Annotated in this window: 16 protein-coding genes and 3 tRNA genes; 6 read left to right on the top strand and 13 right to left on the bottom strand. The window is 43.1% G+C overall.

The features are described from left to right. The first annotated feature begins 100 nt into the window (after positions 1–100). The 4 genes from G457_RS0116630 (at position 101) to G457_RS0116610 (ending at position 9,306) form a co-directional block, all read left to right on the top strand. The gene (locus G457_RS0116630) at positions 101–1,987 is read left to right on the top strand and encodes a CocE/NonD family hydrolase (RefSeq protein ID WP_026947467.1); all 1,887 of its coding nucleotides are present in this window, start codon (positions 101–103) and stop codon (positions 1,985–1,987) included. Positions 1,988–2,176: 189 nt separating this feature from the next. After that, the gene (locus tag G457_RS0116620; RefSeq protein ID WP_026947466.1) at positions 2,177–5,155 is read left to right on the top strand and encodes a SusC/RagA family TonB-linked outer membrane protein; all 2,979 of its coding nucleotides are present in this window, start codon (positions 2,177–2,179) and stop codon (positions 5,153–5,155) included. A 12-nt stretch (positions 5,156–5,167) separates the two neighbouring features. Next, positions 5,168–6,547, top strand: a complete 1,380-nt coding sequence (locus G457_RS0116615) for a RagB/SusD family nutrient uptake outer membrane protein (protein ID WP_026947465.1) — start codon at positions 5,168–5,170, stop codon at positions 6,545–6,547. Between the two features lie 125 nt (positions 6,548–6,672). Beyond that, on the top strand, positions 6,673–9,306 hold the full coding sequence (locus G457_RS0116610) for a valine--tRNA ligase (RefSeq protein ID WP_026947464.1): 2,634 nt from the start codon (positions 6,673–6,675) through the stop codon (positions 9,304–9,306). 125 nt (positions 9,307–9,431) lie between these two features. On the opposite strand, the gene G457_RS0116605 is transcribed toward G457_RS0116610, so the two are convergent. Beyond that, positions 9,432–10,580: a DUF4221 family protein gene (locus G457_RS0116605; RefSeq protein WP_026947463.1), complete on the bottom strand. Its 1,149-nt coding sequence runs from the start codon at positions 10,578–10,580 to the stop codon at positions 9,432–9,434. A 169-nt stretch (positions 10,581–10,749) separates the two neighbouring features. Here G457_RS0116605 and G457_RS0116595 point away from each other — a divergent pair, with 169 nt between their 5' ends. Continuing rightward, positions 10,750–11,274 (top strand): hypothetical protein, encoded by a 525-nt coding sequence (locus tag G457_RS0116595; RefSeq protein WP_026947462.1) that lies wholly within the window; start codon positions 10,750–10,752, stop codon positions 11,272–11,274. A 1-nt stretch (position 11,275) separates the two neighbouring features. On the opposite strand, the gene G457_RS0116590 is transcribed toward G457_RS0116595, so the two are convergent. The 9 genes from G457_RS0116590 to G457_RS0116550 form a co-directional block, all read right to left on the bottom strand. Then, complete coding sequence (locus G457_RS0116590; protein WP_026947461.1) at positions 11,276–11,836, bottom strand: 1-acyl-sn-glycerol-3-phosphate acyltransferase; 561 nt, start codon at positions 11,834–11,836, stop codon at positions 11,276–11,278. Then, the gene (locus G457_RS0116585; protein ID WP_026947460.1) at positions 11,833–12,636 is read right to left on the bottom strand and encodes a patatin-like phospholipase family protein; all 804 of its coding nucleotides are present in this window, start codon (positions 12,634–12,636) and stop codon (positions 11,833–11,835) included. The genes G457_RS0116590 and G457_RS0116585 overlap by 4 nt, the downstream gene beginning before the upstream one ends. After that, positions 12,626–13,465: an MBL fold metallo-hydrolase gene (locus tag G457_RS0116580; RefSeq protein WP_026947459.1), complete on the bottom strand. Its 840-nt coding sequence runs from the start codon at positions 13,463–13,465 to the stop codon at positions 12,626–12,628. Before G457_RS0116580 ends, G457_RS0116585 begins: the two co-directional genes overlap by 11 nt. Before the next feature lie 47 nt (positions 13,466–13,512). Beyond that, a complete protein-coding gene (locus G457_RS0116575; protein WP_026947458.1) occupies positions 13,513–14,460 on the bottom strand; it encodes an acetyl-CoA carboxylase carboxyltransferase subunit alpha in 948 nt (315 codons plus the stop codon). A 253-nt stretch (positions 14,461–14,713) separates the two neighbouring features. Further along, the gene (locus tag G457_RS21760; protein WP_035484197.1) at positions 14,714–14,932 is read right to left on the bottom strand and encodes a GIY-YIG nuclease family protein; all 219 of its coding nucleotides are present in this window, start codon (positions 14,930–14,932) and stop codon (positions 14,714–14,716) included. A gap of 100 nt (positions 14,933–15,032) precedes the next feature. After that, positions 15,033–15,290: a GIY-YIG nuclease family protein gene (locus tag G457_RS23180; RefSeq protein WP_026947456.1), complete on the bottom strand. Its 258-nt coding sequence runs from the start codon at positions 15,288–15,290 to the stop codon at positions 15,033–15,035. Positions 15,291–15,337: 47 nt separating this feature from the next. After that, positions 15,338–15,411 (bottom strand) — tRNA-Asp (locus G457_RS0116560). A gap of 27 nt (positions 15,412–15,438) precedes the next feature. Further along, a tRNA-Asp gene (locus G457_RS0116555) sits at positions 15,439–15,512 on the bottom strand. 27 nt (positions 15,513–15,539) lie between these two features. Beyond that, positions 15,540–15,613: transfer RNA gene (locus tag G457_RS0116550), tRNA-Asp, on the bottom strand. 241 nt (positions 15,614–15,854) lie between these two features. Here G457_RS0116550 and ggt point away from each other — a divergent pair. Continuing rightward, positions 15,855–17,549, top strand: a complete 1,695-nt coding sequence (gene ggt / locus G457_RS0116545; RefSeq protein ID WP_026947455.1) for a gamma-glutamyltransferase — start codon at positions 15,855–15,857, stop codon at positions 17,547–17,549. A gap of 40 nt (positions 17,550–17,589) precedes the next feature. Here ggt and galE read toward each other — a convergent pair whose 3' ends face one another. The 3 genes from galE to G457_RS0116530 all read right to left on the bottom strand — a co-directional run bounded on the left by galE (position 17,590) and on the right by G457_RS0116530 (position 24,939). Next, a complete protein-coding gene (gene galE, locus G457_RS0116540; RefSeq protein ID WP_026947454.1) occupies positions 17,590–18,597 on the bottom strand; it encodes a UDP-glucose 4-epimerase GalE in 1,008 nt (335 codons plus the stop codon). 61 nt (positions 18,598–18,658) lie between these two features. Beyond that, complete coding sequence (locus G457_RS0116535) at positions 18,659–21,796, bottom strand: PKD domain-containing protein (protein ID WP_081701473.1); 3,138 nt, start codon at positions 21,794–21,796, stop codon at positions 18,659–18,661. Between the two features lie 8 nt (positions 21,797–21,804). Further along, positions 21,805–24,939 carry a PKD domain-containing protein gene (locus G457_RS0116530; RefSeq protein WP_026947452.1) on the bottom strand — a complete coding sequence of 1,045 codons (3,135 nt, stop codon included), beginning with the start codon at positions 24,937–24,939 and terminating at the stop codon, positions 21,805–21,807. Positions 24,940–25,073: the final 134 nt, after the last annotated feature.

The following is a 25,073-nucleotide window of genomic DNA, read 5'->3' as shown; positions in this document are numbered from 1 at the left end:
CTTATTTCCTAAAAACCCTAAGAAATACCTCTTATCATTATTTTTTTAGAATTATCAGATTGTAAAGGGTAATTTAATGCAAATAAATTTTAGCAGCACCATGAACAGAATAATACCCAAGACACTATTTACTGTCCTGATTTTTCTTTTCTCTATCCAGGTTTTTGGACAAGAAAAATCCATTTTGGACCAATTGGAGGAGATCGCGATCGTCGATCAGAAAGTAATGATGCCAATGCGAGACGGAATCCGCCTAGCTACTGACATCTACAGACCCAAAACTGATGAGCCTGTCCCGATCGTATTCTCAAGGACTCCTTATAATTTTAACACCTATGGAGATGGTGAACTTCGTACCCGAACTATGCAATCTGCCCTTTCCTGGGTCAAAAAAGGATATGCCTATGTCGTTCAGAATGAAAGAGGGCGCTTTTTCTCTGAAGGTGAATGGGATATTCTCGGCACACCGCTGACAGATAGCTATGATGCTTTTGACTGGATGTCTGAGCAAAGTTGGAGCAATGGGAAGATTGGTCTCCTTGGCTGTTCCTCCACTGCTGAATGGCAAATGGCTGCTGCTTCTTTAGATCATCCTGCATTAGCAGCTTTGGTCCCACAAGGATTTGGTGCTGGAGTTGGTAAAATTGGAGACTTTGTAGAGCAAGGCAACTGGTACCGAGGAGGTGCTGGGCAGATGCTGTTTACAGCTTGGCTTTATGGAACACAACATGACCCAATGGCTCCAAGACTTCAGCGAGGAATCGCTCAGGAGGACTTATTGAGATTGCAGCGCTTCTATGACATGGCTCCGGAATACCCAAGAGTGGACTGGAAAGAAGGCTTGGCACATTTGCCCGTTCAGGACATTATCAAAAATGTAAATGGACCAAAAGGCATCTATGAAGAAATGATTACACGAAAGCCTAATGATGCACGCTGGTATCAGGGTGGACTATATCATGACGATATGCCTTTTGACAAACCAAGTATGTGGTTTGTGTCTTGGTATGACGTGTCCTCTTCACCAAACATCGCGCTATACAATCACGCCAGAGAGAATGCTATCAGCCAACTAGCTAGAGACAACCAGTATTTGGTTATCGCCCCTGTTTTGCATTGCTCTTACACCAGAGCAACTGAAAACACCATCGTAGGTGAGCGAAGTGTAGGGGATGCCCGCTGGAACTATGATGAGGTGATTACAGCTTGGTTTGACAAGTGGCTAAAAGGAGAAGAAAGCAATACCATCAGTGAGCTTCCAAAAGTAACCTACTACACCATGGGCTCGAACAAGTGGCAGTCCTCAGATGTATGGCCTCCCAAAGAAGCTGTGATGACCAATTTCTACCTGGACTCAGAAGGTAATGCCAATACAAGAAATGGAGATGGAAAACTGGTTGCAAAGGCGCCTAAAAAAGAAAATCAAGATACTTTCACCTATGATCCGATGGACCCTGTTCCCTCCTATGGTGGAAATGTATGCTGTACGGGTAATGCAGTCCAAGGCGGTGCATTTGACCAGTCTGAAATGGAGCTAAGGGATGATATACTCGTCTACACCTCAGAGCCTCTAGAAGAAGGAGTAGAAGTTTCGGGTTTCATCGAGTCGTATTTGTATCTGAGTTCAGATGCCAAGGATACAGATGTCACCATCAAAGTCATCGACGTTCATCCGGATGGAAAAGCCTACAACCTGGACGAAACTATTCAGAGGGTTCGATACCGTGAAGGCTATGACAAAGAAGTCTGGATGGAGGATGGAAAAGTCTATGAGATCAAAATGACTCCTATGAGTACGTCCAATTATTTTGATAAAGGACATCGAATCCGTATCGAAGTGACCAGCTCAAACTTCCCACGTTTTGACAGAAATATGAATACTGGTGGAAATAATTACGACGAAACAGAGGGAGTAGTAGCAACCAACTCTATTCATCATGGAGGGAAGTTCCAAAGTAGAATAGTACTACCAATGATAAAAAAGTAATAGCGGTTTTCAATATAGAGGGGCGAGGCCCCTCTTTTCTTTTAAAAAATCCTTTTCTGCCAAAGAATATTTACAAAATATCATTTCTACTTTCCTTTCATAATATTTTTTAACAATAAGTTGAAAATTAATCGAGGAATCCATTCCCTTTTTGTAATTTCAGATTAGATAATTAAATATTTAAACCTTATGAACAAATTTTACAAACTAAGCCTTCCCCTGCTTTTTCTGTGGCTCTCCACAGGGATGGCATGGGCACAGATATCCGTCTCGGGTACTGTGACAGACGAGCGGACCTCGGAGCCGCTCATCGGTGCAAGTATCCTGATCAAGGGCACGACCACTGGAACTATCACGGACATTGATGGTAACTTTTCACTAAGCATCCAAAATGCCGATGGAGCAACTCTTGTTGTTTCTTCTATTGGATACTTGACAAAAGAGATCAATGTATCCTCCTCTATGAGCAATCTGAATATTCAGTTGAATCAGGATGCAACTAATTTGGAGGAAGTGGTAGTGACGGGTCTTGCATCTTCTGTAAAAAGAAGTAATCTCGCCAATGCAGTTTCTACCGTTTCTGCCAAAGACCTCACTGGAACAACGACTATCCAAACTACTGACGGGGCCCTCTATGGTAAAGTAGCCGGTGCTACTATCCGATCAAACGGCGGTGCTCCAGGTGGTGGTATGTCGATCCAGCTTCGAGGTATCTCCAGTCTCTCTGGTGCATCTCAGCCACTAATTATTGTGGATGGTGTTTATATTTCCAATGCCACCCAACGAACCGGTCGAGCATCTGTAACAGGAGCAGGCGGAAGTAATCAGGATGACGGAGCTAACCGTCTCGCTGATTTGAATCCAGCTGATATCGAGACAATTGAGGTTTTGAAAGGTCCATCCGCAGCAGCGATCTACGGTACCCGTGCTAATGCAGGTGTAATCATCATTACTACCAAAAGAGGTGCTGAAGGAAGAACTACCGTATCCCTTTCTCAGGATATCGGTTTTGCCGAGCCATTAAGACTACTAGGTGTAGACGACTGGAGTGAAGAGAAAATCAATTTCTTCTTCCCTGAAGCAAGAAGACCGCTTGAGCTTGAAAGATTCAGAGCTGCACAATCTTCTGGTAATTTTATCGACTATGAAGACTTCTTTTACAACAATCAAGCTACACTTCTAAATACTCGAGTGAATGTGTCGGGTGGTAATGAGAAGACCAAATTCTTCGTATCAGGTAACATTTCTGACGAAGAAGGTACTGTTCGAAATACCGGTTTTCAGCGTTATTCCGTAAGAGCAAACATTGATCACAAGATCAGTAATGCCATTCGTCTTGGAGTATCTTCCAACTACATTCAGTCTAACACAGACAGAGGATTCACTGGAAACCAGAACAATACCGGGGCATCTATCGGATACAGTATTGCTTATGTACCTAATTATTTTGATCTGAGAAGGAATGCCGATGGTACCTACCCTGTCAACCCTTACTTCTCAGACAATCCGGTGGCAGTAACAGACAATGCGGTAAACAACTCAGAAGTAAATCGTTTCATCCAAGCATTCACCTTGGATATTGATCTTTTGAAAACTGAGAACAGTTTTCTTACTGCCAACATTGCCGGTGGATTAGATTTCTTACAAAACAGAACACTCATCTATCTTCCTGAATTTTTGCAGTTCCAAAGAGCGCAGGCTAATCCAGGTGATGTATTGAAAGGAAAGCAAGAAAGCTTCAACACCAACTTCCAAGCGGCTTTGGTATATAACTGGAACCTTGGAAGAGTCAATATGAACTCTCAAGCAGGTCTAGTAAGACTAGATTTTAACAATAGTGCTCTATTCAATAGAGGTAGAGGCTTGGTACCAGGCCAAACCAACTTGGGTCAGGCTGCCATCCAAGAAATCAATCAGGAATTCAACTCTGAAGTACAAGAAGCTGGTATTTTCTTGCAGCAGGAAGCAAACTTCGAAGACAAACTGATCGGTACAGTGGGTATCCGTTGGGATAAGTCTACGTTGAACGGTAATCCAAATGAGTATTATGCATTCCCTAGAGCTTCCTTGGCAGTAAACTTGGCTAATTTCGACTTCTGGAGTTCTTCAGTTTTCAATCAAGTAAAACCAAGAATTGCTTATGGTGAAACTGCCGGACCGGTAGGATTCGGAGCAACATTTACTCCACTAGGCGGCACCAACATTGGAGGCCTTCTTGGATCTGTTGTTTCTACTCAAATCGGAAACACACAAATCCGACCTGAAACAGCGACAGAACTGGAATTCGGTGTAGATGTGGGTATGTTCAATAACCGACTTAGCTTGGAAGCAACCTACTACATCAAAAATACTCAGAACAACATTCAAAGCTTGAGACTTTCTCCGGCTACCGGTGTGAATACCACTCCAAGTAATGAGGCAGAGCTTCAAAACAAGGGGATAGAAATCGCACTTTCCGGTAATATTGTAGAGAATCCAAATTTCAAATGGTTCTCCAGAGTACTTTTCTGGCAAAATCGTATTGAAATGACTCGCCTAGGTATTCCAACTTATACTGCTGGCGCATTTGGTGCTGGTCTAGGTACTTTCTTGTATGCTGAAGGCTACTCTCCTACGACCATTGTAGGTACTCCTGCTGATCCCAATGTGCCGGGTGGATTTACCATTTGGGGTAACTCTCAGCCAGACTTCAACCTATCCTTCTTCAATAGTTTCAATATCTACAAAGGACTTGAACTTTCCATCTTGACAGATTGGAGACAAGGTGGTGACAACATCAACTTGACTTCATTCTTGACCGATAGTGGTGGTACTACGAATGGTTGGTTTGATGATGATAATGGAGATGGAATTCCAAATGGACGTCAGCGTGAGCCAGAGCCTTACAATAATGCTGGACGCTGGGTACAAGATGCGACTTTTGTCAAAATCCGTGAAATCGGTTTGTATTACACCATCCCAAGAGCTACGATTCAGGAATGGTTTGGAAGCGCAGTTCAGAATATCCGAGTAGGTGGCTCTGTCAACAATGCTTTCCTATTCACCGACTACGAAGGCTACGATCCTGAGACTTCCACTTTCGGAGCTCAAGCAGTAGCAAACAATGTGGATATCGCGCCTTACCCTACACCACGTCGCGTATTCTTCCACTTAACTATCGACTTTTAAACCCGCAACAACATGAAAAACACACTTAAAAATATCAGTAAAGTGATTGCAGTTGCAGGTGTACTTGCAGCATGTAATCCCCTACAACTAGACGAGATACAAGATCCAAACAACCCATCGGTAGGATCTGTATCAGACAATGCAACACGGGAACAAATACAATTCTTGATCACAGGACTCGAATCAAGACACAGAGGTTATGTCACCAACGTTTCGCAAGCTTGGAATACCTTTGGTCGGGAGATTTGGTACCTTAATGCTTCCGATCCTAGATTCCAGACTGACTGGCTAGGGCAAAATGGCCGAACCCCAGATCGATCTTATTTCGGTTTTGGTAACACGGGTGGTGGCTCTTATGCTTCTCCTTATCAGGCCATCAATCAAGCCAATGTCTTGGTAACTGCTTCGGAGAATACCGAGAATATATCTGCTTCTGCCAGAAGTGCGGTAAGCGGTTTTGCTAAAACAATCCAAGGATATCAATACATGATTCCAGCCAACTTCGTCTATGAAAATGGAATCCGAATTGATGTATCTGATCCTTTGAACCCAGGTCCCTTCGTACCTTATGGACAGGCATTGGATGCAATCAAGGCCATTTTGGATGAAGGTGATGCAGCCTTAGGTTCTGCAGGTTCTGGAGCATTTCCATTCACCTTGACTAGAGGCTTTGATGGATTCAGTACTATCGAAGGTCTTCGCCAAGTAAATCGTGCTATCACTGCAAGACTTAATGCTTATCGTCAGGATTGGCAGGGAGTTCTGACAGCTTTGAACGCATCGTTTATGGACCTCAATGGTGATTTGAACGCCGGTCCTTCCCATCCTTATGGAGCGGCACCCGATATTTTCAACCCATTATTTTATGTGCCTAATGCTGCCGTCAATACCATCATCGTGGTACATCCATCTGTTTTGGAAGATGCCACTCCAGGTGACTTGAGAGTAGCTTCCAAGTTCTTGGAGCGAGATACCCCTGTAACGGTTTCTACAGATGCAGGTACTTTGGTAGGAACTCACCAAGATGCACGTTGGGCTTCTAACACCGCTTCAATTCCATTCATCAGAAATGAGGAATTGATTCTCTTAAAAGCCGAAGCGCATGCTAACTTAAATCAATCATCAGAAGCTGTGGAAGCAATCAATATCATCCGAAATGCCGCAGGCCTCGGAGATTACTCAGGAGCTACCACACAAGCAGCCTTGATTGATGAAATCTTGTATCAGAGACGCTATTCGCTTTGGGCAGAGCCTTGGGGACACCGATGGATCGATGCCCGTCGCTACAATAGATTGAGTGAAATTCCAACCGACTTCGACGGAGGAACAATCTTTACCCAATTCCCTCATCCTCAGGCTGAATTGAGCTGGGAGGAATATGTAGGAAATTAATCCTCGAATTAATTGACTTAAAAGACCGGCAATTTTGTCGGTCTTTTTCTTTTTCAGCAATAGCAAAGCTACAAGGCCTTTTCCCCTTTTTCCACTATTTTTGCCAATCAAAAAAAATCACCAGAATGTCTATTGCCAGCAAATACGATCCTAGTAACACCGAATCCAAGTGGTATCAGTATTGGATGGAGCACAAACTTTTTGCTTCCAAAATTGATCCTAACAAGGAACCCTACACCATCGTAATCCCTCCTCCTAATGTGACTGGCGTATTGCATATGGGTCATATGCTGAACAATACGATTCAGGATGTCTTGATTCGACGTGCCCGCATGCAAGGCAAAAATGCTTGCTGGGTACCGGGTACCGACCATGCCTCTATCGCTACCGAAACCAAGGTAGTGCAACTGCTAAAAGAAAAAGGGATCGAAAAGAAGGACCTATCACGTGAGGAATTTCTCAAGCACGCCTGGGAGTGGAAAGAAAAGTATGGAGGAATTATCCTTGAGCAGCTAAAGAAACTGGGAGCTTCCTGTGATTGGGATCGTACTGCCTTTACCATGGATGAAGGCTTGAGCGATGCCGTGATTTCTGTTTTTGTGGATTTGTATAAAAAAGGAAAAATCTACCGAGGCATCCGTATGGTCAACTGGGACCCAAAAGGCCAAACTGCCCTATCGGATGATGAAGTGATCACCAAAGAAATTGCTTCCAAACTCTACTACATTAACTATCAAATCGAAGGGACAATAGATCAGTTTTTGACCATCGCTACTACTCGTCCGGAAACCATCATGGCCGATGTCGCCATTTGCATCAATCCTAATGACCCTCGATTCACTCATTTGAAAGGTAAAAAAGCCATCATACCACTGATCAATCGTCCCATCCCTATCATCGAGGACGAGTACGTGGACATGGAATTTGGGACAGGTTGCCTCAAGGTGACTCCTGCTCATGATATCAATGATTATGAGTTGGGAATCAAGCATAAACTGGAAGTCATCGACATTCTCAATGACAATGGAACCCTTAATGAGAAAGCTCAAATTCTCGTGGGTGAAGACCGATTTATCGCCCGAAAGAAAATCGGAAAGTTATTAGAGGAGGCAGGACAACTTGAAAAAATCGAGGACTACAAATCTAACGTAGGACATTCCGAAAGAACGGATGCCGTAATCGAACCAAAGCTCTCTTTGCAGTGGTTCCTCAAAATGGATGAAATCACCAAGCCGGCCTTCAGCTCGGTAATGGAGGATGTCATCCAACTCCATCCACCCAAGTTCAAAAACATGTACCGGGTCTGGATGGAAAACGTTCGTGATTGGTGTATTTCCCGCCAACTCTGGTGGGGACATCAGATTCCTGCCTACCATCTTCCTAATGGGGAATTTGTGGTTGCCAAAACGAAAGAAGAAGCACTAAAAATCGCCCAAGCTGAACATGATTCAAATTACACACTGGCAGACCTGAAGCAAGATGAAGATGTATTGGATACTTGGTTTAGCTCTTGGCTGTGGCCGATTTCTGTATTTGACACAGATGTCTTTACCACTGGCAAGCCAAACGAAGAACTGAAATACTACTACCCAACCAATGACCTGGTGACTGCTCCAGAAATTCTATTCTTCTGGGTAGCAAGAATGATCATCGCCGGCTATGAATACATGGGTGAAAAGCCCTTCAAAAATGTGTACCTGACTGGAATCGTACGGGATAAACTGGGCCGAAAAATGTCCAAGTCTCTGGGTAATTCCCCGGATCCACTGGAGCTGATCGCGCAGTACGGTGCGGATGGGGTCCGAACAGGGATGCTTTTCTCCTCCCCTGCCGGAAACGATCTTCCATACGATGATAAGCTCGTGGAGCAGGGAAGAAATTTTGCCAACAAAATCTGGAATGCCTTCCGATTGGTGAAAGGGTGGGAAATTGATTCCGATTTGGACGGTGGTGCGAATACTTCATCAATCCATTGGTTTGAAAACCGCTTCAATCAAGCTTTGGCAGAGATCAATGATCACTTTGAGAAATTCAGAATTTCCGATGCCCTGATGGCTACCTATAAATTGGTATGGGGAGACTTCTGCTCCTGGTATCTGGAAATGATCAAGCCAGAATATCAGAAGCCTATTGATCAGGCGACTTACAACAAGACCATTGAGATTTTCGAGGATATTCTAAAGATTCTTCATCCTTTCATGCCTTTCATTTCGGAGGAAATATGGCATCAGATTCAAGATAGGAAAGTGGAAGAATCCTTGATTTTGGCAAAATGGCCCGAAGCAAAACCATTCGACTCTAAAATCACAGAGGAAGCCAACCAAGTATTCGAGGTGGTTTCTCAAGTCAGAAATTTGAGAGCTTCCAAAGGGATGTCTCCCAAAGAAGCTTTGGACCTGAGCGTCAATACCAAGCGGCCGGAATTGTATCAGCGATTTGAATCCGTAATTGTCAAACTGGCCAATTTATCTTCCTTGAATTTCGCAGCCAAAGTAGAAAATGCGATGAGCTTCGTGGTCAAAGCAGACGAATGCTTCGTTCCAATGGGAGACTCCATCAATGTGGAAGAGGAAAAAGCCAATCTTCAAAAGGAGCTAGAATACACCAAAGGCTTTTTGAACTCGGTGATGAAAAAGCTATCCAATGAGCGATTTGTGGCTGGTGCTCCGGCCCAAGTGGTAGAGAATGAAAAGAAAAAACAGGCAGATGCAGAGGCGAAAATAAAAGCCTTGGAGGAAAGTCTAGCCAAATTAGGTTAATCTTTGAGGTCTTTAAGACCTCGAAGATTTTAAGCAAATATGAAAAAGAAAATCCAGTGCCGTCAGGTTCTGGATTTTTTTTAGGTTTAATAGATGTCAAATTTAGGATAGGATACAAGAGAGTTTTACTCCACACTAAGCCTCACAAACCCTACTTCATCCTCGATATTCTCGAAAATCCAGATTTGACCATCTTTCACAAAATGTCGTTTGGGCTCCTGAATTAACTCCGGGATAAGGGCCTCTTTGATTAAATTAAGATCCTTGCTGAAGACGCTTAAGTAAACATCTGCTCGAGTGGGGATGTATCTCCCATATTCGGTCTTTTCTTCCCCAAAGTAGTTTTTGTGAGAGAAGCGATAAAACTTTTCTTCATCTGGGCTCCAAAATAATGGCCCATAGGTGATATCAGATTCTGCATTCCTCACGATTTCTTCGATTTCACCCGTTTGACCATCTACTTGACTAGGTGGCAAGTAGGCTCGCCTGGCTCCTAGCAAAGGAGTATCCCATGTTTTGACCGTAATGCTATCTGTTTCTAAATCAAAAACCTGAACCTCATTATAGGTATTTGTTGACAGAAATATTTTGCTACCCACTCTGGTAGAATAAACTCCTGGACCATAGCTACCCGCCATATTTCCATCATAGACAATATCTACTTTATATTCTTTTATTTTCTCAAGTTGAGGCAAATCGATCTCCCTGAATTCTCCAGATTCTAGGTTAAAATCAATCATCAAATACTTACTTTCTTCCCATTTGATAAATAAACCGATCGTCCGTAAAGGATTTTCCGGGTCTATAAAAAATTGATTTGGATAAATATCTGAACTGCTCAAAAGATCAGAAGCTATTTTTTCAAGCTCCAGATCTCGGACTAATTGTCCATTTTGGTCGAAAATTTTATAAAACCGATAGTTCCAAAAAAGGATATTCTCGTCCTCATTGATCAAAAAACCAGAGGTGTATGGAGGAACGGAATTGGGTCCATCTTTGTCAAATTGTAACACCTTTTTCAACTTCAATTCATCTAAATCAATCCATTCGGCAATTGCGTCCTCTCGATTGAAATTGATCAAATAGCGTCTATCAGGGTTTAGTTTCGACAACCAAAGATTTTCTTGAAGGTAAATAAACTCCTCTCCCGCATCCACCATTACCGTGTCCAGAGAAACTGTAAAGCTGTCCGAAAGCTCAGTTTTTTCCCCATCATTCCCACCACATGAAGCCAAAAACAAGCTTATCAAAATAACGAATATTCCATTGCGCATAATCGAAGAGTAAATGTTTAAAATTAAATCCTTGATCAACTTACACACTATTCTCTTCTTTTTTGATTTTGAAAAAGGATTTTTTTGTTAAAATATTTAAACAGCAAAGTCCTTTTGAACAGGTATTTATAAAAAATACCATGTAAATTATGATCAAATCTTTTTAACAATGGAAAAACCCAATAACCCAAATTATCACAACGCAGCCAAGGATTTAGCAGGCCTCATTTATGGGGTAGCACTGGATGGAGTGGTCACTAGAAACGAATATGCAGCACTAAAAGAATGGTGTAATGAGCACGAAGGCCTGTGCAGCTATGGACCATTTGAAAAACTCTATTCTAAAATCAGGCCACTGATCGATTCTGGTAAAATCTCAGTGGAAGAACTCGACGAAATCGAAGAAACTCTGGATCAATTTCTTGAGAGTATTGGAAGTGAAAAACGAATCGATAAGCCTGATCAGATTTTTATCAATGGGATGTTCAAAGGAATACTTTCCAGCGGGGACATCAACGATCAGGAGGTTTACAAACTCAAAACATTCCTAGAACTCGAAGAGAACAGGAAGATTCAAGAGGAGTACACCGGTCTCTATGAATTGATCAAAAAAGTATGGGCTGATGGTAAAGTTGACGATCAGGAGTTTCGAATTCTCAAAGACTATCTGAATCTACTGATCAAAAGCCACTAGGCTATATTATCCCCTTATCAGGGTGCTTGGGTGTGACAGTTCTACCAAAGGCTTTCAGCTCTTCAACTTGCCCGTCTACGTCTCCATTTGGATAAATCACTGGACCTATTCCAGCTTCTTTCTTTTTGTAGTCTAGATATCCTACTACTACAGGTACTCCTGCACCTAATGCAATGTGGTAGAAACCAGTTTTCCATCGCTTGACTGCTTTTCTTGTTCCTTCAGGGGTAACCATGATCACCAAGTCATCTGAATTTTTGAGCATTTGGGTCATGGCTTCGGTGTAGGTTTGCTTCTTTCCACCCGGGATTCGCTTTCGATCAATCGCAATGCCTCCCAAGCCCTTCAAGAGCCAACCTAATGGCCCAACCATAATTTCCTTTTTAATGGTATATTTCACAGGAATATCCATCAAAAAGAAGGCGGCCCGAGCGTACAATAAATCCCAATTGGATGTATGAGGAATAGCGATCAATACGGCCTTCTTCACACCTTCAGGCCAAGCTTTTTTCATTGTCCAGCCTGTAATCCAAAAAACAAATCTTGAGAGCAACTTCATCATGCTGATAGGGATTTTTCACCAGTATTTTTCAATTCCAAAATGGAAGGATTTTCTTCGATGTATCGAAGTGTTTCTACATAGCCTGCCTGAAATAAATCGGAAGCTTTTTTGATATCAAAGACACCAAACTTCCCCAGTCCAGGAGCCTCGATAAAATAATCACACTTTGCCTGACGGCTGTATACGTTGTAATTCATCGACATAATGACCGATCGCTCAATCAATCGCTTCATATTTTTAATATCGCTTTCTTCAGGAAGGTGATTGCAGTTGACCCCAATCACAAAATCACATGTCCCATCCAAAGGCTCCACTGGAAGATTATTCAATACTCCGCCATCAATTAGGAATCGGTTTCCGATCACAATTGGCTCAAACATCCCGGGAATACAACTGGAAGCCATCACTGGAGCAATGAGCTCTCCTTCTGAAAAATAAACTACTTTTCCTTTTTTGATATCTGTGGCAGCTACAGTCAGCGGAGTTTTGAGTTGGGAAAAATCATTATGCTTCAAATAAGTTCGAAAAAGTCCTTCAATACTGCTCATTTTCAGAATACCTTTCCAAGAAATGGCAGGTCGAAGAAACTTAAAATAATTTGTCTCCACGATAATCTTGAGAATTTCCGTAGGTGAATACCCTTCGCAATACATGGCTCCTGCAATTGCTCCTGCTGACGTGCCACTGACATGAGTAGGGAATATTCCTGCTTCATTCAGTCCTTGAAGTACTCCTAGGTGAGAAATTCCACGCACTCCCCCTCCAGAAAGGGCAACACCGATTTTTAAATTAGATTTCATCGAGTCGGAAAGTTTGATCTACACGTACCCCTTTTTCAGTACGCTTTAGTGTACAGCATTCATTCACTGCATCATGTTCAAAGAATAGGATATAATCGTTGTCAACTGCCTCCTCGAGGAACCTAGCCTTTTCATCCATGGTCAACAAAGGACGGGTATCGTAGCCCATCACATAGGGAATCGGAATATGTCCTACTGAAGGGAGCAAATCTGCCACAAACACAATAGTTTTTCCTTTATAACTGAGTTTTGGAAGCATTTGCTTGTCTGTATGACCATCAACAGTGATAAAGTCAAATCCCGGGAAAAGGGTCTTTTCTTTCAAATCCACAAAATCCAGCTGATTCAATTCCTGCATAGGAAGGATATTATCCTTGAGGAAAGAAGCCTTTTCCCGCGGATTGGGTTCGGTCGCCCACTTCCAATGATCCGGGTTGCTCCAGTAAGTCGCACGAGGAAAAGTCATTTCATATTGGCCATGAGAACCATATTTGACACCACCTCCACAGTGGTCAAAGTGCAGGTGTGTCAGAAAATTATCAGTAATCTGATGAAAACCTACTCCAAGGGCTTTCAGGGATTTTTCTAAAGAGTCATCCCCATGCAGGCAATAATGGGAGAAAAACTTGGCATCCTGTTTATCACCTATTCCATTATCGATAAGCACAACTCTGTCCCCATCAACTACGAGAAGGCAGCGCATAGCCCATGTACAGAGGTTATTTTCATCTGCAGGATTTGTACGGGACCAGAGAACCTTAGGCACTACACCAAACATAGCCCCTCCGTCCAGTTTGAAAAATCCGGTATTGACAGTGTACAGTTCCATAGTATTTCAAAATAAAATCCCGAACCGGAAAGTTCGGGATGGAAGATTTATTCGACGACCACACCCATCGAGCAAAACTTCTCGATTCGTTGATCGATTCGTTTTTCGGGTTTTTGTTTATCGAGTTCTTTTAAGGTTTTTAAGATAGTGTCTTTGATCGTTTCGGACATGGTTATCAAGTCGCGATGTGCACCACCTAGGGGCTCAGGAATAATTTCATCAATTAATCCATTTCCCTTCATATCGTTTGCAGTAAGCTTCAATGCCTCTGCTGCTTGCTCTTTATAATCCCAAGACCTCCACAAAATAGAAGAGCATGATTCCGGAGAAATAACTGAGTACCAAGTATTTTCTAGCATAAAGACCCGGTCTCCGATGGCGATTCCAAGTGCGCCACCTGATGCACCCTCACCGATAATGATACAAATGACGGGTACTTTCAGCATAAACATCTCCTTGAGATTTCTTGCAATCGCTTCTCCCTGACCTCTTTCTTCAGCCTCAAGTCCTGGAAATGCTCCAGGTGTATCAATTAGCGTAACGATCGGCTTACCAAATTTCTCAGCCATTTTCATTAAGCGTAGTGCCTTTCTATAGCCCTCTGGATTGGCCATCCCAAAGTTTCGTTCCTGTCTTTGCTTGGTATTTCTTCCTTTCTGCTGACCGATAAACATCACCGTCCGGCCATCAATATCTCCCAAACCACCAATCATCGCTTTGTCATCTTTGACACTGCGATCTCCATGCAGCTCAATAAAGTCATTGGTGATCTCATAGATATAATCAAGCGCGTAAGGTCGATCTGCATGGCGACTAAGCTGAACTCGCTGCCATCTAGTCAGATTCTCGAATGTTTCCTTTTTCAAATTTTGGATCTTTTCTTCCAGGGATTCAATATCGGCACTTAAATCGATATTTCTACCCTTGGCCAAATCCTTCATTTCCTGGAGTTTTTGCTCTAAATCAGCAATTGGTTTTTCGAATTCTAATACCATTTGATTGGTTTTTATCAAAAACAAAGATAATGAATATCCTGCAGCGGCAAATTCTTTCATGGAAATTGAAAAGTATCCCTCTGAAATACTATTCAGATAACCTTAGAATCCTACTTATCGGTTGAAAAAACAAAAAAGCCCCAAATTTTGGGGCTTTGATGCGGAACGGACGGGACTCGAACCCGTGACCTTCCCGATTCTCGGGACAGACATTCTAAATCGTGGAGTTATTTTGGATAAGTTTTATTAAAAACTATTTGCTTTTTTGAGCCTTAAGAAACCGCTCTCTTAACAAAGCTTCTTTTTTGGAAGAAAATTTCTCAATATACTTTGAAGACCAAGGTTGCTTTCTTGCAGTGTATCCTTTATGCGGTCTGTTATGCTTTTCAAGTCGAGAATATGGATCGGCAGAGCTCCCAATATAAAATGAGCTATCAAGATCAGATTGAATCACGTAAACATAATATTCCATAAGCTCTTGAACAAAACAAAAAAGCCCCAAATTTTGGGGCTTCGATGCGGAACGGACGGGACTCGAACCCGCGACCTTCCCGATTCTCGGGACAGACATTCTAAATCGTGGAGTTATTTTGGATAAGTTTTATTATTAACTGTTTGCTTTTTTGAGCCTTAAGAAACCGCTCTCTTAACAAAGCTTCTTTTTTGGAAGAAAATTTCTCAATATACTTTAAAGACCAAGGTTGCTTTCTTGCAGTGTATCCTTTATGCGGCCTGTTATGCTTTTCAAGTCGAGAATATGGATCGGCAGAGCTCCCAATATAAAATGAGCTATCAAGATCAGATTGAATCACGTAAACATAATATTCCATAAGCTCTTGAACAAAACAAAAAAGCCCCAAATTTTGGGGCTTTGATGCGGAACGGACGGGACTCGAACCCGCGACCTCCTGCGTGACAGGCAGGCATTCTAACCAGCTGAACTACCGCTCCAGGAAGATTGATCAATAATAAAATATGCGGAACGGACGGGACTCGAACCCGCGACCTCCTGCGTGACAGGCAGGCATTCTAACCAGCTGAACTACCGCTCCAGGAAGATTGATCAATAATAAAATATGCGGAACGGACGGGACTCGAACCCGCGACCTCCTGCGTGACAGGCAGGCATTCTAACCAGCTGAACTACCGCTCCAATAACATTTTTTAATCCAGAGTTCTTATAACCTTGGCTTAAAGTGATGCAAATGTATCGCTTTGATTTTTCATTACAAAAACCAAGGCGAAAAAAAACACCTGCAATTTGTTATCTCCTTATTTATCAGCAAAATAATTTTCTTCAAAAATACCCTTTGAGCTTTTGCATCCTTCCATTTACAAGAAAACTATTGGACATACCCTTTCAATCATCTAAACTTGATCTAAATATTCATACAATGAAAAGACTTATTCTCTTGGCTTTAGGCCTATTGTTATTTTCAAATATTAAAGCCCAAGACCGTGTAACAGGTAAAAACTTCGCCACGCGGTCAGAAATTCTTGCTCAAAACGGAATGGTGGCTACCAGCCAACCCCTAGCGACACAAGCCGCCCTTGACATTCTTAAAAAAGGTGGAAGCGCTGTCGATGCGGCTATTGCTGCTAATGCCATGTTGGGCCTAGTTGAGCCGCATGCCTGTGGAATCGGTGGGGATGTATTTGCCATCGTTTGGAATGCCAAAGAAAAAAAGCTCTATGGGCTAAACGGCAGTGGTCGGGCTCCAGCAAGTTTGACCATGGAAGTCTTTAAAGAAAAAGGTCTACAATACGCCCCCTTCTTAGGACCTCTCCCAGTCTCAGTGCCCGGAGCTGTAGATGGATGGTTCGAACTTCACGAAAAGTTTGGAAAACTTAGCATGCAAGAAATCCTTCAACCGGCAATTGATTATGGAAATAATGGATTTCCAGTTTCAGAAATCATTGCTTGGCAAATGAATGATGACTGGCCTCGAATGAAGGATATTCCCGGATTCAAAGCTACTTACATGCCAAATGGCCAAACTACTCCCCATAAAGGAGATATTTTCAAAAATCCCGACTTGGCAAGGACCTATGATATGATTGCCAAAGGTGGAAGAGAAGCCTTTTATGAAGGGGAAATTGCGAGGACCATCGATCGGTTTATGAAGGATAATGACGGGTATTTGAGCTATGAAGATCTAAAAAACCATACATCTGAATGGGTTGACCCAGTAAGCACTAACTATCGCGGCTATGATGTCTGGGAACTGCCTCCGAACGGTCAAGGAATCGCCGCTCTTCAAATGCTGAATATTCTGGAGGGCTTTGATATCCAATCCATGGGATTTGGAAGTGCGGAGTATCTCCATGTACTTACAGAAGCTAAAAAACTTGCCTACGAAGACCGTGCAAAATACTATGCAGATCCTGCTTTTAATAATATTCCTGTCGAACACTTGATTTCCAAAGAATATGCAGCTGAGCGCAGAAAACTAATCGACCTGAACCAAGCTTCCAGAGAATACCCTGCTGGAAATATAGAAAAAGGAAACACCACCTATTTGACAGTGGCAGATTCAGAGGGTAATATGGTTTCATTTATCCAAAGTATCTATGATGAATTTGGCTCAGGCATGGTTCCTGACGGTCTTGGGTTTGTCCTCCAAAACCGAGGTCAAATGTTCAATGTTCAAGACCCTGATCACTGGAATTCGTTGGCCCGTGGAAAGCGACCTTTTCACACCATTATTCCAGCTTTTGTCACTAAAGATGGAGAGCCTTTTATGAGTTTTGGATTGATGGGAGGTGCGGTGCAGCCTCAGGGTCATGCCCAAATTTTGGTAAATATCATCGATTTCGGAATGAATATTCAGGAAGCGGGAGATGCTCCCCGCATGCGCCATACAGGCTCCTCCCAACCCACCGGATCGAAAATGACTTCAGGAGGCTCGCTTAATTTGGAAAGTGGTTTTTCTTATGAGGTAATTCGAAAATTGGAAGAAATGGGCCATCGGATTGAATTCAGCGTTGGAGCCTTTGGAGGCTATCAGGCTATCAAATTTGATCCCGTAAGGAAAGTTTATTATGGAGCCTCAGAATCCAGAAAAGACGGACAAGCTGCAGGATATTAAAAATGAATGCCCTTTGAACTGTAATCAAAGGGCTTTGGTTTTAGAGTCCTTTTTGCCAGTTCCAACTGTCACGCATGGAATCAGCAAGTGAGTATTTTGGGTACCAACCAAGCACTTCATTTATTTTCTTGGTATCAGCCCAGATTTTCACCACATCACCAGGTCTTCTAGGACCAATTTCATAGTTCAACTTGACATTGGTGACTTCTTCAAAAGTTTTGATGACCTGCAAGACAGTGTCTCCCTTCCCAGTACCCACATTAAACACATCATAGAAATTGTTCTGTTTTTCATCCAGGTAAGCTAAGGCTTTGACATGGGCATCGGCAAGATCCATCACGTGAATGAAGTCTCTTACACAGGAGCCATCAGGAGTATCGTAATCATCTCCAAATACGGTCAATTTTTCGCGAATACCGGCTGCTGTTTGCGTTACAAATGGGACAAGATTATTTGGCTTCCCTTGAGGGAGTTCGCCGATTTTACCACTTGGATGAGCTCCCACAGGATTGAAATAGCGGAGCGAGATGACTCGAATACCTGGCTTGCTTTTCACAAAATCTACTAACATATCCTCGCATACTTTTTTGGTATTTCCATAGGGACTTTCAGCATCCTTTCGAGGAGTAGCTTCTGTGACAGGAAGCACGTCTGGCTGGCCATACACAGTGCAGGATGAAGAAAAGACCAAATCCTGGATTTTATGATCCCGCATAAATTCCATAATCTCTATGAGGGAAACCAGATTGTTTCGGTAGTATTTTAAGGGGAGTTCTGTACTTTCTCCCACTGCTTTGAAAGCGGCAAAATGAATCACCCCACTCAGTTGATGGTCTTTGGCCACCTGATCCAGGAGACTCCTATCAGCACAATCTCCTCGATAACAGGCAATTTTTTTACCCGTAATCTCTTCTAATCTTTCTAAGACTTGCTCTTTGGAATTGGAGAAGTCATCTATAATAATCGGTTCGAATCCCGAATTGATCAACTCTACTGCTGTATGGGAGCCAATATATCCTGCTCCACCTGTAATTAAAATTTTCTTCATATTTCAAAAATTGCTTAACAAAAGTATCAAATACTAAGAGAAAGCATGGATAAAAATGTAATTATTGAATCAAAGTAAATGACCCACGAATTTGATCCGTCTGAAGGCCCGACTCTAAAGCATATTCATAATTGAGATAGTAGATATACACTCCTACAGGCATGGATTCGCCTTTGAAAAGCCCATTCCAGCCTTCAACTCCAGAAAACAGCAATTGTCCCCATCGATCAAAAATTAACAGCTCATAAGAGATACTACAGTTGGAAACTGGCTGGTATGGACCATCTTGTGGATCAAACCCAGTTGGCATGCGGACAGCCGGGCGAGCATCTGGAACGATACCTACCCCGCTGACTTCACAGCCATTTGCATCTATTATCCTGACACCATATTCTCCCGATGAGAGCGACTCAAGAATATCTGAATTCCCGCCTTGTTCCCAAATTATCTGATAAGGGGCTGTTCCTCCTGTAGGAATCACTCTGATTGCTCCATCTACTCCGCCCGGACATCCCGGGCTAAGTTGTTCAAAACTGATTTCCAAAGCTTCTGGAGCCTCCATTATTCCTTGAACGGGGAAGGTACAGCCATTATCATCTTGGACAAGTAAATTGAATTCTCCTTCAGCAATCCCCGAAACAGTTAAGATCCCAGAATTCCATTCGCTTTGATTTCCTAAAGCAGTAAAAGGAGCCGTTCCTCCTACCATTTCTAAGAAAACCTGTCCGTCTCCACTAGTCTTGCATAGGGGCCTACTTTGGGTGATGGAAAGTAATTCTATGGGAGCAGGGTCCTGAATTTCAACTTCAAATGGGAAATCGCCGCAACCTTGTAAATCCCGAACAAGCACTTGGTAGCTTCCTGAGGGAAGGCCTTCAGCATTGCTATCGTTGAGATCCGGATCATGGGACCATTCAAATTCGAAAAGTCCAGAACCTCCGGATATTGCCAAATCGATCTGACCGTCAGAATCACCTGGACAAGATGGGCTGATTATTGAACCAATTTCCACAGATAAATCAGGGAATTGATCCACGGTCAAAACTTCAGAGGTTCCAAAACATGTACCTCCACCCGGCAATCGCTCCTCGTAAAACAAAGTTCTAGTCGGAGCATTTGGATCCCATTCCACCTGAATAGACTCCGAAATCGTATTACCAATGATGCTTCCTCCAGTAATAAACCATTCATACTCTTTTCCTGCTTGTGGAAAAGGAACCACATAATCAAAAGGTCCGGTATTGGTTCCGCAAAGTCCTAATAGCCCTTCCGGTAAATCAGGAGTAATGGATTCATCCAAAGATATTTCTAGATCTAAAGTTTGGCCTTGACACCCGTTTTCACCTACAGTTATTGCTCGAACATAGGCAGCAGGGTTGGCAACACCCCAATCAACTACTATTTCCAGATCATTTACTTCAGAAAAGGTTCCCCCTTCTACCTCCCAAATCACATCAAAAACGCCCTCTTCATCTTCCAAAAAGTACCGCACTCCCGCCGTTTCTGGACAAAGAGAAGTGGGACCAGAAAGCTCTGCTCCAATATCTTCCACAGTCACCTCAAAATTGAATTCTGTTTCGCTGCCGCAAGAGCCATCTCCTGTGGATGCAAAAACAGTTACTTCATAATCTCCTGGCTCGGTGAAGGTATGATTGACGGCTTTTCCATCCTTTAAATCTGAATCATCTCCAAAGTCCCAGGAAAAATCAACAAAGCGGGAATCGTCCGGAAATATTTCCCATAAACCCTCTTGATCCAAGCAAGCGACCCGATCTCCCACCACTTCAAAATCATAGATGGTTTCGGTTTCAAACTGTACATTTTCCAAACTGGCCCCTATCGCAAAACCATAGGACTCAATCGACCCGGAGCCATAAACATATCCAATGAAGCCCTCTGGATTTGAAAGCGTATTCACCCCAAAGGGAACTTTGATTCGAGCATAGGAAAAATCACTATTCAAAACAGGTTGAAATTGATTTCCTACGGCTTGCCCGTTTAAAATGGTTTGATTGGCGGCATCACTTTCTACGAGAATCGTAACGAAATGCTCAATATCTTGATTAAAGCCACCGATTAGCTTTCCTGTGGAAAAGGTAATACTCTCCAGTTGCTGCGAATTGGGACTAAGAAGAAAAAGCGTTGGATCACCCAAAGGAGCCACCCCAAATTCATTACAAGCCCCACTTTTTGCAATTACGGCAACCGAGCTGGGCTTTGAGGTTTCGATCAACGCCAACTCATCCTTGGCAAATTCAAAACGGGTAAACTCGCGTGCATCAAGGGTAGCTCTTAATACTCCATTTACCCGAATTTCAGTATCATTCTCAGAAGCCAAAACTTTGACAATTTCTCCCGAAGTCCGACCTGCTAGTGGAACGTGTATATACTCTTTGCCCCAACTTTCGAGTGGGTAAGCTTGCTGAAAAATATGATCTCCACTGGTACCACAATCTCCCGCACTTGAGGTCTTATTCCCACCAAATACTGCCAAAAGCTTGCAGGAATCTGAGGTGGCATTTAGTACTCGAACACGTGACCCGGTCAGATCTCCGTTGGCTTTGATTTGATAGCTTTCACCTGCATTCAGAGTGAATTGAATCGGTGCTCCTGCTGGAATGGTATTGACAGTTGGAGCTGTAGGAATTACTTCAACTTGCGTATCATTCTCGATGGCTACCACCAGAAGAGTGCTTTCGAAATTTTGATTACTTCCGGGATCCAAACTCGGATCAACCACATCATAGTGCGCCATGACCAAATACTCACTGCTCAGAGCGGTAGTTGGTAGAATAACCGTTCCGTCTGTACTGTATTCTCGCCCATTGATGGCATGAACAGTCAAATCTCCTGAGCTAGTAACTTTAAACGGTTTGAAATCTACAGCTCCACTTCCCCTGTGAATGACTCCTTCCCCATCTCCGTCAAATTCGCGAATCAGTTGCTCCCCAGGCTCTAAGTCGAAAGTAATGCTTTGTCTTGGAGTCTGGATAGTTCCGGCTGCTTCCTCTACCGCTGTAATGATTACGACTACACGATCGGGCTGAGAGTTCCGACGATTATTATCCATAAAGCCAATGTAAAACTCCCGACCGATGGTGCTGATTTGGGCATGGGATAAAAATGGCAAAAGCATAAGCAACAAGGCTATCAACCTTTTGCCTACACTCATCTTTCTCTCCCACACTCGTCTAATCATAGTCAAATTTACCTAACCAAAAGGAAACCACCACGCTTTTCAAGTGTTTGGACTTGATCTTCAAGAGGGAATAAATAGCGCGCCAAATAGGAGTAATTTCCGGTAGGAGCTTCTTGCCCATTTTCAAGAAAACCATCCCAACCTAAAGACCCTTGATACACTAATTGTCCCCAGCGATTATAGATCCATAGTTCAAATTCTACCTCGCAATTAGAAATACCTTCGAAAAGAGAGCCATCTTCCGGATTATACCCGGTTGGCATTCTTACCTGCGGGGCAGTTTCTACCACCTCTCCATTCCCCAAACTGACACAACCTTGACTATCGATCACAGATACATTATAGGTTCCTTTTGAGAGACCTGTCAGTAGTTCTCCACTCCCTTGACCGTCCCAGTCATACACATATGGGGCCTGGCCTCCAGCCGGGAAGGCAAATAGTTCTCCATTGCTCCCACCCGGGCAGGAAGGCTTTTCCAGCCTTACCTCAACCTCTAGAGCAGGTGGGGAGGTGATTTCAAAGGAAATTGGTAAGACGCAACCATTTGCATCTACCACTTCCCAATCATAAAGTCCTTGTGGTAAATCATTCAATTGAAGATTTCCCGAAAAAGTATTTACCCCTTCATAATCAATAGTATATGGAGAAACACCTCCTGTAATACTTAAAGAAATTGAGCCATCAGGTTTTCCAAAACAAGACACACCTACGGGGTTTTGAGATTGAAGCTCAAGAGGTAAGGGTTCAACTATTTCAATATTTTCGATTAATCTTTCACAGCCTAGTTGATCGGTGATTTTCACCGTGTAGGTACCAACTGATAAATTGCCTGCCCGCTCCTGTTGTAGATTGCCGTCATGGGACCATTGGATTTCATAGGGCCCTACTCCTCCTTGGATTTCAAGGTCAATAGCCCCTGTTTCAAAACCCGAACAACTCACCGGAATAAGCTCTTCGATTGAAACCAAAAATTCAGATTCAACTCGCACATCAAGGGTTCCTGATTCACCCTCGCAAAGGGAATCGATTAAACTTCTAACAGTATATGAAACCTCACCTGTGATATCCGGTTGATCCCAGCTAACCTCAATTTCAGGACTTCCTTGCCCACTGATGATTTGTCCTCCCGTCACTGTCCAGGTGTAGGATCTTCCTGTAGGTCCGTTTGGTACGGTGTAGGTTTGTAAAGCAGCAGGATCAAAACAAACTTGATCTGGTCCTTCAGCTAGTATCGCGTCTATTCGTTGATTGATTACAACAGGATATGTAATTGGCTCTCCGGGACAGCCATTAAGGGAAATAGGCGTCACTGTTAGGCTTGCATTATCATTAGCTACACCCCATCTGACGACAGCGGAAAGATCATTGATTTCCGTCAACTCTCCCCCATCGACTTCAAACTCAACCCGTTCTACATTTTCAAAATTTTCAAAGGTGTAAAGCAGCTCCTCCACTTCGGGGCAGGCGGATTCAGAACCGACTACCTCTCCAGAGGAATCCAATACCGTCACAGTGAAGGTTACTTCCTCTTGTTGATCACAGGAATTAGGACTCAAAGCTGCTAAAACAGTCACTTCATACTCACCAGACTGGGTAAAAGTATGATTTACCTCTTGACCCTCTTGCAAATTACTTCCATCCCCAAAGTCCCAGACGAAATAGCTGAAATCAGGATTTTCAGAGTTGATGATCCAATCTCCAGTTTGATTCAGACAAGCCACATTATCTCCTGAGACGTCAAATTCGTAATTTGCCTGAGTTTCGAAGTTTAGATTATCCAAAGCTGCCCCAGCCGCATATCCATAAGACTCCAGTTCGCCAAATCCATAGGCATAGGCAGCAAATCCATCTGGATTCGTCAGGCGGTGTACTCCTTGAGAAATATTGATTCTAGCATACAAAAAATTAGGATCTCCTGGCAAGGGAAAGAACCTTCCACCTACGTTTTGTCCATCCAATATGGTACCGTCCTGCGTTCCGGCTCGAACCACCACATTTACATAATGATTCACAATGGAAGGCAAGTCCAAAGAGATGAATGTTAATTGCTTCAAAAATTGTTCGCTGGGACTGTAAGTGATCATAAATGGATCTCCTGTAGTCGATCCAGGTGCAGTCGGTTCGTTACAGGCTTGGCTTTTTGAAAAAACCGAAACTGATGCAGGCTTGCTCGTCTCTATCTTACCATGCTCATTGATCCCAAATTCAAGCGGCAACCATTCTCCTTGGTCAATAGTCCCTTCCAAGGCCCCATTTACTCGTACTTCTGTTCCATCTTCAGCAGCTAGGACTTTGACTAGCTCACCCGAAGTCCGGCCAGATAGGGCTACATGCACAAAGGAACTACCCCAAGTATTGACAGGATAAGCTTGCTGAAAGAGGTGATCATTTGCCTCCCCACAATTCCCAACTGAAGTCCATTTATTTCCTCCAAATACAGCGATCTTTTTACATTCATTGGCATCGGCACCAATCACTCGTACCCGAGAACCCGTCAAATCAGCTTTTGCTTTAAGCTGATAGCTTTGTCCCCGATTCAGCCGGATGGTATAGGGAGCTCCAGCAGGGCCACCACCAATATTGCCGACAGAAGGGGTGATTTCTACTTCCGTGTCATTTTCAGTAGCGATGACCAAAAGCGTACTTTCATCATTGATATTTCCGTTGAAATTGACATTGGCAGTGAGCGTTTCATAGTGGGAGGTGATAAAATAATCTGTACCCAAGGCTGAAACTGGTAAAATGACTGTTCCGTCCGCACTTCGAAAACGTTCATTGTAGGCATGGACTGCAATTTTCCCTGTGCTGGAAATATAAATCCCCTTATTCTGGGTGACAGCTGAACTACGGTGTAGCAAATCCAAGTCCTCCGAAGGAACACGAAGCGTGTATTGTTGCCCTGCATTCAAAGAGAAATTGGCCGTCCTGCCAAGGTATTCAATACTTCCATCGGCATCTTCATTAGCCGTGATGATCAAGACTGCAAAATCCGGCGCACCTGAACCTCCATTACTCGGGGGGATCCTGTTATTGTCCATAAAGCCTACCCAAAACTCCGTTCCAACTGTGGAAACCTGAGCTTTAACAGCATAAGACACAGAAAAAATTAAAATAAATATAGTGAGTTGGTAAAGTCTTCCCATCCGGCTTCAGCAGCATAAATTCCCGGTCAATATAAGCATAGAGACTGAAAAATGTTATCTGCTTCTTGTAAGCACTGAAATGGATTGATTAGCGGAGGAGAATAAATAGTCAAGGAAATAATTATTCCTATCTT

Source organism: Algoriphagus marincola DSM 16067 (assembly GCF_000429405.1).
Taxonomy (GTDB): domain Bacteria; phylum Bacteroidota; class Bacteroidia; order Cytophagales; family Cyclobacteriaceae; genus Algoriphagus; species Algoriphagus marincola.
This window is presented reverse-complemented; position numbering and strand designations above follow the sequence as displayed.

What these genes read in the sequence shown, in the direction of transcription:
- G457_RS0116630 (WP_026947467.1), top strand. Translation starts at nt 101, where the DNA reads ATGAACAGAATAATACCCAAGACACTATTTACTGTCCTGATTTTTCTT.
- G457_RS0116620 (WP_026947466.1), top strand. Translation starts at nt 2,177, where the DNA reads ATGAACAAATTTTACAAACTAAGCCTTCCCCTGCTTTTTCTGTGGCTC.
- G457_RS0116615 (WP_026947465.1), top strand. Translation starts at nt 5,168, where the DNA reads ATGAAAAACACACTTAAAAATATCAGTAAAGTGATTGCAGTTGCAGGT.
- G457_RS0116610 (WP_026947464.1), top strand. Translation starts at nt 6,673, where the DNA reads ATGTCTATTGCCAGCAAATACGATCCTAGTAACACCGAATCCAAGTGG.
- G457_RS0116605 (WP_026947463.1), bottom strand. Translation starts at nt 10,580, where the DNA reads ATGCGCAATGGAATATTCGTTATTTTGATAAGCTTGTTTTTGGCTTCA.
- G457_RS0116595 (WP_026947462.1), top strand. Translation starts at nt 10,750, where the DNA reads ATGGAAAAACCCAATAACCCAAATTATCACAACGCAGCCAAGGATTTA.
- G457_RS0116590 (WP_026947461.1), bottom strand. Translation starts at nt 11,836, where the DNA reads ATGATGAAGTTGCTCTCAAGATTTGTTTTTTGGATTACAGGCTGGACA.
- G457_RS0116585 (WP_026947460.1), bottom strand. Translation starts at nt 12,636, where the DNA reads ATGAAATCTAATTTAAAAATCGGTGTTGCCCTTTCTGGAGGGGGAGTG.
- G457_RS0116580 (WP_026947459.1), bottom strand. Translation starts at nt 13,465, where the DNA reads ATGGAACTGTACACTGTCAATACCGGATTTTTCAAACTGGACGGAGGG.
- G457_RS0116575 (WP_026947458.1), bottom strand. Translation starts at nt 14,460, where the DNA reads ATGGTATTAGAATTCGAAAAACCAATTGCTGATTTAGAGCAAAAACTC.
- G457_RS21760 (WP_035484197.1), bottom strand. Translation starts at nt 14,932, where the DNA reads ATGGAATATTATGTTTACGTGATTCAATCTGATCTTGATAGCTCATTT.
- G457_RS23180 (WP_026947456.1), bottom strand. Translation starts at nt 15,290, where the DNA reads ATGGAATATTATGTTTACGTGATTCAATCTGATCTTGATAGCTCATTT.
- ggt (WP_026947455.1), top strand. Translation starts at nt 15,855, where the DNA reads ATGAAAAGACTTATTCTCTTGGCTTTAGGCCTATTGTTATTTTCAAAT.
- galE (WP_026947454.1), bottom strand. Translation starts at nt 18,597, where the DNA reads ATGAAGAAAATTTTAATTACAGGTGGAGCAGGATATATTGGCTCCCAT.
- G457_RS0116535 (WP_081701473.1), bottom strand. Translation starts at nt 21,796, where the DNA reads ATGATTAGACGAGTGTGGGAGAGAAAGATGAGTGTAGGCAAAAGGTTG.
- G457_RS0116530 (WP_026947452.1), bottom strand. Translation starts at nt 24,939, where the DNA reads ATGGGAAGACTTTACCAACTCACTATATTTATTTTAATTTTTTCTGTG.